Here is a 9019-nt window from a genome sequence, read left to right as displayed (position 1 = left end):
CAAATACATCTATTGGCAGGATCGAGGCCAGTGGCTTGGCTACTTACAAGATTATCCTGACTACTGGACGCAAGGGGAATCGCTCGAAGACTTGCAAGCCCACCTTCGCGATCTGTACCGTGACCTTACCGGGGGTGAGATTTCTGGCGTACGCAAGCTGGCAGAGCTGACACTCCAGTGAAGCGAAGTGACCTGATCCGACAGCTTGAAACCAACGGCTGCGTGCTCGTTCGTCATGGTGGGAAGCATGATTGGTATCACAATCCCGTCACTAAGGTATCTCAGCCCATTCCTCGCCACATCGAAATCAACGAACATCTCGCCAAACGAATTCTCAAGATGTTAGCTAGTCCCTAGCGTCCTCGCCCGTGAGATAGCCAGCGAAAATAAGCCTATCTCAAGAATCTATACAAAGAGAATGGAGGAGGCTTTGGCCAGTACAACAGGTGCGGCAGTAGCCTGCTCTAGGAATGTTGCCAGGTGCGTTGATGGCAAATCAGTGTTTGACTGCAGAAGTGTTTAAAAAGCTCGTTGGATTCGTACGGCGATGAAGGACGATCGGCAGCTAGTTCAGACCAGGACGTTTCTGTTTGCCGAAGCATTGGCATTCACCATGGCAGCGCTCATCCATGCCGGTTTGCCGGCCGAAGAGTATGGACGTCGCGACGCCATCGTCTTCGAAAGCGTGCTGGCAGGCATCTTATTCGTAGGATATTGTCTGAGCCGATACAATCAATCCTGGACGAGACGTATCGGTATCGCGGTTCAGGGAATCGCTCTGCTGGGAACGGTGATCGGCCGTTTCAGTATTATCGCAGGTGCCGGTCCCGCGATCGTCTTCGATCTCGTCTTTTACCGCGCGATCACCTTCATCTTACTCTGGGGTTTGACCGTGACGATCATTGCGCCGACTTTCAGCGTCTTGAATTTTACCCGCCGAGGGGAAGGCGACAAAGTCCACGAGTAGTGGTTTCGGCGGATCTTGTTCCCGTTCATCGATTTCCTGCAAGCGGCCTCGGAACCATCTAACTGCCTAGCTCGACGATCGAATGCATCACCTCATCCTGGGAAGATGTTCTGAAACTTCAAGGCAATCTCTGTCAAATAAGACTGAATAACCTCTACTTCCATCTTTGTGAGGTGTTCTACCGATACCTCATACCCAAGTAATTTTTCCGAGGCGAACATAAATTGCCTGATCTCTTCACGGAAGTGATTCATGAGAGGGCCGTTCTTGCTGCAACAGCGGTCGTACCGGGCAGGCCGCAGCCGGGTGCGCTACAGTCATACCCCACTCGCCTGCAGAGCCCACTTCAAGGCAGTGGGTAGCTTGAAAACTTTTTGTCTATCTCGAGTAGATAGTACTGAATCAAGTCTACTTCAATGTTTGTCAGGTCATCTATTTTGAGGCTGCCGTCGAGCAGAGTTTCTGAGACGACCATAAAGTGCCTTATTTCTTCGTGCAAGACCATGAGGCAGCCGTTGGCAGTAGTCAGAGCGTCATTCATCCATAACGCATTTCGGAATGGCCGGGCTAAGACCGCTGCATTTTCTCGAACGCGTATGAGACTGTGCCGGCGGCTCGATAGACCTGACAATGCGTTTTGCCTCAAGCAGGGCTGCCACAGCGGCCTCTACTCGGGTCGCGAAGCTGCCATTGGGATACCCTTGGTTGTACCTCCATCGTGTTGGGTCGGACTCAAAAATGACATACATACAGTTCCAGGTCCCATCCGTATGCTGGTTTGGAGTTCTCAACGCGATCCAATGTTTTGTGGTGTCCCCCATGGTCGTGTGCTCCCATCTCTCCGAAAGCGGCGGAGGCTAGAAAGGATCGTGGAATTGCGAACCAACGGCGAAAGCGCCGCTTGATAACGATGAGGATCGTACAAGAAGCGAAATCTCGCACCAACTAGGAGTTGGCTCTATTCCGAACACTAATTCTACTGGTAAGGGAATCACATACCTGAGGGGTAAAGGCCGCAAGCCAATGCTCCCGGACAGCCCAAATTTCCTGCATTGTCGCTTTCTCGGGATCATCAGTTCTCCCCCCTTGCTAGGTGTTTGCCGAGGAACCTAGAATAGGCTCATTTGTCGAATAGGTTTATATCGCATCCGGCAGCGGGCCACGGCTCTTTTGAAAAGAGGAGTAGTTCGCGTGACAGCATCGAAATGGGGGACACCGTCGGGCGGCTGGCTCGTTGCAACAGCCGTAGCAACGATCGCGGTGTTTGTTTGCGATTTTTTGGCACCATCCGGTTATGTGGTGCCGATCTTCTATACGCTCCCGATCCTCCTCACCCGATTGACACCGGAATTACTAAGCACAGTGATTACGGCCGGCAGTACGGTTCTGCTTACATGGGTGGGGCTTGAAATCAATCCGAGCGCGCTGGCACAACATGACAGCCCAAATCGAGCTATGGCTACGGCACTGTTGTTAGGCATCGCTTGGCTCGTCATCACTCAAAAGCATTCCGCTCGGCAGATCGAGATGGCTCAACGCGCTAGGCATGAGAGCGAAGAACGGTTTCGAGCCTTTCTCGGTAATGCATTCAATCTGGCTTTCATAAAGGCTCGGAATGGATGCTACCTGTATGCGAATCCTCGTTTCGAAGAGGCATTCCAACTTGAACAGAAAAACATATTAGGTAAGACCGATTCCGATCTGTTTCCGCCCGAATATGCGTCCCAGTATCAACGGAACGATGGCCAGGTCTATAAAATGGGAAAGGCCATGGAGTTTGAGGAGGTGGCGCTCTGCGCCGACGGTCCTCATACGAGCATTGTCGTGAAGTTTCCGGTGCGAGATGGGAATGGACAGGTTTACGCGCTCGGAGGGATTGCCACGGATATCACGGATCGCAAAAAGGCCGAACGCGAATTGCTGCAGAATCAGAAAGAGCTGCACATTCATCAAGCCCAGCTCCAAGACCTCACGGAAAAACTTTTGATGGCGCAGGAACAGGAGCGGAAGCGGATCGCCCGCGATCTTCACGATGACTTTACCCAGCGGCTCGCGGCGTTGACGATTGACCTTCAAAGCAAATCCGTTCAGATTTCTCAATCGGACGCGTCGCACGCCTGGCATCTCAAGCAGTTAGGGGAGAAGGCGGAACGGCTCACGACGGACCTGCAGGGCTTGGCGCATCAGCTTCATCCCTCCCTTCTCGAGCATGCGGGCTTAGAAGCCGCCGCGCGGGAATATGTGGAGGAGTTCTCCACACGAACAGGATTGGCTACGGAGATTATCGTGCGAAATATGCAGGCGCTTATCCCGCTCGAGCACGCAACATGTCTCTATCGCGTGCTGCAGGAGAGTCTGCAAAACGTCAGGAAACATGCCGAAGCCACCAATGTCCTCGTTCGTCTCATTGGAGCGGGGCACAGTGTGGGAATAACCATTGTTGATAATGGGTGCGGGTTCGATCAATTTCCGGAGCGCGGTAAACTGGACGGATTAGGCTTAACGAGCATGGCAGAGCGCGTAAAGGCTCTCCAGGGCACATTTCTCGTGAGGACGAAACCCGGAGATGGCACTGAGGTCGAGGCCTGGGTGTCACTTCCTGGCATGACCGGTGACGGGTGATTGATAACATAACGTGCACAGCTTGCACAGAGACAGGAAGCAATCATCATGAAGAAGCCTCGTGTGTTGATGGCCGACGATCATTCAATCCTGCTGGCCGGTGTGCGTAAATTGCTGGAGGAACGGTACGACGTGGTGGGAATGGTGGAGGATGGCCGCGCCTTGCTTGAGGCGGCGGAGCGATTTAAGCCGGACTTGATTCTCGTCGATATATCCATGCCGCTCTTGAACGGCTTGGATGCCGTTCGGCAACTCAAAAACTCCCAGCCGGATGTAAAACTCCTTTTTCTCACGATGCATGCGAGTCCACAGTATGCCACGGAAGCGTTCAAAGCCGGAGGCAGCGGTTATCTATTGAAACAATCCGCCGTTTCAGAATTGCCGCAGGCGATCGAGGCCGTTCTGCAAGGAAAATACTATCTGACCCCGTCCATCGCCAAACCGATCATCGAACAAGCCTTGAAGGCCGGGGAAAAACCGGCGGTCAAAGGATCCATCGCCGAGTTAACACCTCGCCAGCGTGAAGTATTGCAATTGATCGGCGAAGGTAAGAGAACAAAAGAGGTTGCGGAGTTGCTCAAGCTGTCCGTGAAGACAGTCGAATTCCACAAAAACTGCCTCATGAAGGAGTTGAACATCCACACGACGACGGAGTTAATGCGATATGCCATCACGCAAGGGCTTACTCATGAGTAGCCATAACCCTGTTTCACCACAGTCCGCTGTCGTCATCACATCATCGAGTCGCTGCTCTCCATCCTCGCTGATTCGAACGAACGCCAGTCCGGCGATTTCCTCATTCGCCCACTGCATATCAGCCTCATCGATCGTCAGCGCCCACAATTCGTGCCGCAGCCCGCTGATCCTCTATCTTCAGATTCATAACTGATCCACGCTCCGCCGTCCCATCAATGAGACTCTCACTTCCCCATCAGACGGAACCGGGGGAGGATACTTGTTCTTGTAGCTGATTGATTCGGTATGCGTTGGAATTTAACGAAGGTACCGAACGTAGTTTATGTGGACCTCGTAGCCCCGCCACCGTGCGAGTACCACCTCTTTGCCATGCGCCTTGACCATCCGGGCCACCCACAGCCGCTCAACGGCTGTCAGTTGGGAACAGATCTTCGATAAGGTCAGAGGGGGTTCTACCGTGAGCAGCTGGGAATCATCGGGCTCCGTGATTGTGTGATCGTGAAAATCCACGCCTCCAAAATCCCTCGGCACGTCCACCGCGAGGTCATTGCGGCGCATGTGGGCAACTTCTTCAGCGACCTTCATTTGAAAGTCTTCCGCCTGGTGGGGATTGTTGGATGGGGGCGCAGCTAGAAACGAATATTGCTGTGCGTTCCTATTCGAGAACCAATCGGAATGATTCGCCTTGGCCATGTCATTTCTCCATTTTTTGCAAAGGCTTGTCCACTCAATGCAAGTCGCTGAGTTCGTTCGGAGCAAGCCTGCCGGTACCTGATTGTGTGAAACCTAACGCCACTCCGTAAGATCACGAAGGACTTTCCGCCACACGCATGAGTGCGGTGCGAATGGTCCACGCATGAACGTCTCAGCGGAGCACGTACACCGATTCGATCGATGAGAACGAAGCCTACCCTTGGGGAGGATGAAAGACTGCGGTTGAGAAGATCGGAAGATGAGGTGAAGGGTGGAACTCGGAATATGAGCTGGAAAGACTCGATAGGCCCGGCGTAGGCGTGATCGGAAGAATCGATAAGTCTTCTGAGAGAGATTCCACCGGCGTATCCGACACAAGTACACCAAGCAGCGTGATTGGAGCGCCAAGCATTTGTAACACCATGCAGATACAGATACGGAAGAACAAAACGGCCGAGACTGTTCTCTGAGGTTGAGACCGAATTGCTCTCTTAATCCGGCGCATGAGACCACTATACTTGAGCGTTGACTTCCTGGGCAAGCGAACCGGGATGGCAGTGACCTGAACAAATGGCCAAATCCATACCGGTATATAGTTCATTTCTCCGCTTTTGGCGTAAGCTGCGATATAGATCTTGGCTCAAAAATGGAAGGATACTATCGGTTAAGCGGCCACAGGCTACTTTCTGTATTCAGGTGCGTCAACTTGTCTAGGACCTATCTCAAAATAGTTGACGGCACGAAAATTCATCTCTATAAGTCCGATCATGCTGCGTCTCTGTTGGCACATCAACAGAGAAGAGTGGAGGGTGTTCTCTAGGTTTCTCGTGTCACGTTCTTTGTCTTATCCATAACTGTGAATGAAATCACCTTCATTCAGACATTCGATACGATGAACATGTTCATATGGGCGATCGTCCTTCTCCTGTGCTTTCTGCTGATTGGAGTAGTGCTCTACCTGCTATTCCCCCGCAAGTATCAGTCTGCCGATTCTGTCGCCGATTCCTATGACGACTGGACGAATGACGGCATTCTCGAGTTCTACTGGGGCGAACATATTCATCTGGGACACTATGGCTCCCCACCCCGCAAAAAGGAGTTTCTCAAAGCCAAGTCGGATTTTGTGCATGAAATGGTGCGTTGGGGTGGGCTAGACCGGCTTCCGTCCGGGACGACGGTGCTGGATGTGGGCTGTGGCATTGGCGGCAGCAGTCGCATGCTGGCGCGGGAGTATGGCTTTGCTGTCACAGGAATCACCATCAGCCCTCAGCAAGTCAGACGCGCTCAAGAACTGACCTCCCCAGAGGTGAATGCCCACTTTCAGGTCGATGATGCGCTGGCACTGTCGTTCCCCGATGCCAGTTTTGATGTGGTCTGGTCGGTCGAGGCAGGACCGCATATGCCGGATAAGGCACGATTTGCTCGAGAGCTGTTGCGCGTTCTGAAACCGGGTGGAATTCTGGTCGTGGCCGATTGGAATCAGCGGGACGATCGCCGGATTCCACTCAATGTGTGGGAAAAGCCGGTGATGCGGCAACTGCTGGATCAGTGGTCTCATCCGGCGTTTTCCAGCATCGAAGGGTTTACAGAATTAATGGAGGCAACTGGACTGGTAGAGGGTGAAGTAACCACCGCGGATTGGACCGCCGAAACCTTACCCTCATGGCTTGATTCCATCCGGCAGGGAATTGCCCGTCCAGCAGGGCTGGTTCGCTTTGGTGTGCTCGGATTGATGAAATCATTGCGGGAAGTGCTCACGTTCCTGTTAATGCGGCTGGCATTTGGGACAGGGCTCTGTCGCTTTGGCATGTTTCGGGCCGTGCGTGCCGGTGTCCCGACGAGCGCGATGCTGTCTGTGCAGATGGCTGACAGGCTTGTGCGATCATGAGTGCCACTGATGTTTTAGCTTCTCTCGCCAGTACCGGTGCTATCGTGAAGTAACCTCGTATGTCCTTCTTTTTTCTGGTTGCCTGCTCTACGAGTTTTGTGGCGCGCCTTGACGGAAAAAGGGGCGCATTCAATGCTCCATCATTTTAATACGACCGAAAATTGTTCCTGTGCGTCCTGGGTGTTATCCTGACCTCATATTCTCGGGAGCCCATGACATGGTGGACACGAGCAGCTCCCATCCTTGTTTAGAGTCTGCGACGAGCCAAGCGGAACAGGCGCCGGCTGTATCGTCTTCGCTCGACTCGCGTGCTGTCGATTCCGTGACATGGACCTATCGCCATACGCTGCCCGTCCGGATCGCGCACTGGGTCAATGCGCTGTGCCTGGTCGTCCTCGTCATGAGCGGACTCCAAATCTTCAATGCTCATCCCGCTCTCTACTGGGGGGATCGATCGGATCGGAACGACGCGCTGTTGTCCATCCGTCCGGTACGAACGGAGACCGGTGAGGTGAAAGGTGTCACGACGATCTTCGGCCATGCCTTCGAGACCACCGGCCTGCTCGGGTACTCGGACCACCGAGGACGTGCCTTCCCGGCCTGGGCTACGCTGCCCGGTCCGCAGTGGCTCGCCATGGGTCGGCAGTGGCATCTGTTTTTTGCGTGGATGTTCGTGATCACGGGTGTGTTCTTCGTCGCCTATGGGCTGCTGAGCCGGCATCTGTCCCGTGATCTCGTGCCGACGACGGTCGATCTTCGTCACACCCGACGGGTCGTGAAGAATCATCTGTTCTTCCGCCATCCCGAAGGGGAAGCGGCCGCACGGTATAATGTGCTGCAGAAGCTGGCGTACTTGATCGTGCTGGTCGTGCTGGCGCCGGTTATCGTGTTGACCGGGCTCGGCATGTCACCCATGATCGATGCCGCGTTCCCGTGGCTGCTTCCGCTATTCGGCGGGCGGCAGGGGGCGCGCACCATTCATTTTATCGCCTGCTTTTCTTTTGTGGCCTTTGTCGCCGTGCACGTTCTCCAGGTCGTCATGACGGGATTCGTCAATAATATGCGCTCGATGATCACCGGCTGGTTTGCCATCAAAGGAGGCCGCCATGACACGTAACAGGCTCGGACGCCGTCAGCTCTTGAAGGCCGCCGCCGGTGCTGCGGGCATCATGGCCAGTTCCGGCTGCGACGATTTTTCACGCAGCGAGTGGGTTCGGCAGATGCTCGGCCACACGGAAGCCTGGACCGAGCGTGTGCAGCGTGCGCTGACACCGGCGAATGCGCTGGCCAAGGAGTATGAAGAGCGCGACATCTCCGCCGTTTTTCCACCTAACGGAAACACGCATCCAGGAACCTCGGATTACGTTGCCAAGGCAGAGCACGACTTTGTCGACTGGCAGATCGGTGTCACCGGTCTTATCGCCAAGCCCGCGACATGGTCGCTCGCTGAACTGCGCGACATGCCGTCGCGCACGCAAATTACCCGGCATGACTGTGTGGAAGGATGGAGCGCCATCGGCAAATGGACGGGAGTGCCTCTGGGAGATCTCATGCATCGGGTCGAACCGCTGCCGGAAGCCCGATATGTCGTATTCTACTGCGCCGACATCGACGGCGAAGGTATTCCTTACTATGAAAGCGTGGCTATGGAGGACGCCTATCATCCCCAGACCATGCTGGCGTATGAGCTGAACGGAAGGCCGCTCGACATTCCGCACGGCGCGCCGATTCGTCTCAGGATCGAGCGCCAATTGGGCTACAAACATGCGAAGTATGTGATGGGCTTGGAACTCGTTGCCTCGCTATCGAGCATTGGAGGAGGGAAGGGTGGTTACTGGGAAGATCAGGGCTACGAGTGGTACGCCGGCATTTGATCAACCACGGAACAACGATCACATATGATGCTCAGAGCTCGCCAGTTCGAGGCTGATGTGAACGGTGGTAAGCTTGACGCACTCGCCGATAAAGTGCTCCGTGACCACACCATTGGCCAGACAAAACCAATTTGATTCCGCAGATCTTTTTTTGGCTCTTCAGGTTTTTGTGTGGGTTGGATAGAGATCCAATCTTCCACAATGGAAATAGATCGCGGTTTTGAAATGCTCGACATTGCGGAAGCCGCGGGCAGTCTTCTTCACCCACTGGATGGTGGC

The 9019-nt window shown here is 54.1% G+C and carries 9 protein-coding genes; 8 read left to right on the top strand and 1 reads right to left on the bottom strand.

Annotated features, from left to right (window positions below):
• From ACOSYY_RS00890 to ACOSYY_RS00870, 5 genes are all read left to right on the top strand, one after another.
• Positions 1–181: hypothetical protein (locus ACOSYY_RS00890; protein ID WP_421660346.1), on the top strand; the 181-nt coding region annotated here is incomplete at its 5' end.
• Positions 178–357, top strand: a complete 180-nt coding sequence (locus ACOSYY_RS00885; RefSeq protein ID WP_421660345.1) for a type II toxin-antitoxin system HicA family toxin — start codon at positions 178–180, stop codon at positions 355–357. The genes ACOSYY_RS00890 and ACOSYY_RS00885, both read left to right, overlap by 4 nt.
• 190 nt (positions 358–547) lie before the next feature.
• Positions 548–967: a hypothetical protein gene (locus ACOSYY_RS00880; protein ID WP_421660343.1), complete on the top strand. Its 420-nt coding sequence runs from the start codon at positions 548–550 to the stop codon at positions 965–967.
• 1191 nt (positions 968–2158) lie between these two features.
• Complete coding sequence (locus ACOSYY_RS00875) at positions 2159–3589, top strand: PAS domain-containing sensor histidine kinase (protein ID WP_421660342.1); 1431 nt, start codon at positions 2159–2161, stop codon at positions 3587–3589.
• Between the two features lie 48 nt (positions 3590–3637).
• A complete protein-coding gene (locus tag ACOSYY_RS00870) occupies positions 3638–4285 on the top strand; it encodes a response regulator (protein WP_421660341.1) in 648 nt (215 codons plus the stop codon).
• A 297-nt stretch (positions 4286–4582) separates the two neighbouring features.
• Here the strand turns inward: ACOSYY_RS00870 and ACOSYY_RS00865 are convergent, their stop codons facing one another.
• Complete coding sequence (locus ACOSYY_RS00865; RefSeq protein WP_421660340.1) at positions 4583–4978, bottom strand: hypothetical protein; 396 nt, start codon at positions 4976–4978, stop codon at positions 4583–4585.
• An 892-nt stretch (positions 4979–5870) separates the two neighbouring features.
• Here ACOSYY_RS00865 and ACOSYY_RS00860 point away from each other — a divergent pair.
• From ACOSYY_RS00860 to ACOSYY_RS00850, 3 genes are all read left to right on the top strand, one after another.
• Positions 5871–6866, top strand: coding sequence for a methyltransferase domain-containing protein (locus tag ACOSYY_RS00860; RefSeq protein WP_421660338.1), 996 nt, complete (start codon positions 5871–5873; stop codon positions 6864–6866).
• Between the two features lie 217 nt (positions 6867–7083).
• Complete coding sequence (locus ACOSYY_RS00855) at positions 7084–7983, top strand: cytochrome b/b6 domain-containing protein (protein ID WP_421660337.1); 900 nt, start codon at positions 7084–7086, stop codon at positions 7981–7983.
• Entirely contained in the window at positions 7973–8740 is a 768-nt protein-coding gene (locus ACOSYY_RS00850; RefSeq protein ID WP_421660336.1) for a molybdopterin-binding protein, read from the top strand. Before ACOSYY_RS00855 ends, ACOSYY_RS00850 begins: the two co-directional genes overlap by 11 nt.
• The last annotated feature ends 279 nt before the right edge of the window (positions 8741–9019 follow it).

The organism is Nitrospira sp. BLG_2 (assembly GCF_049222245.1).
The sequence above is the reverse complement of the archived record's forward strand: the minus strand, read 5'-3'. Positions and strand labels throughout refer to the sequence as shown.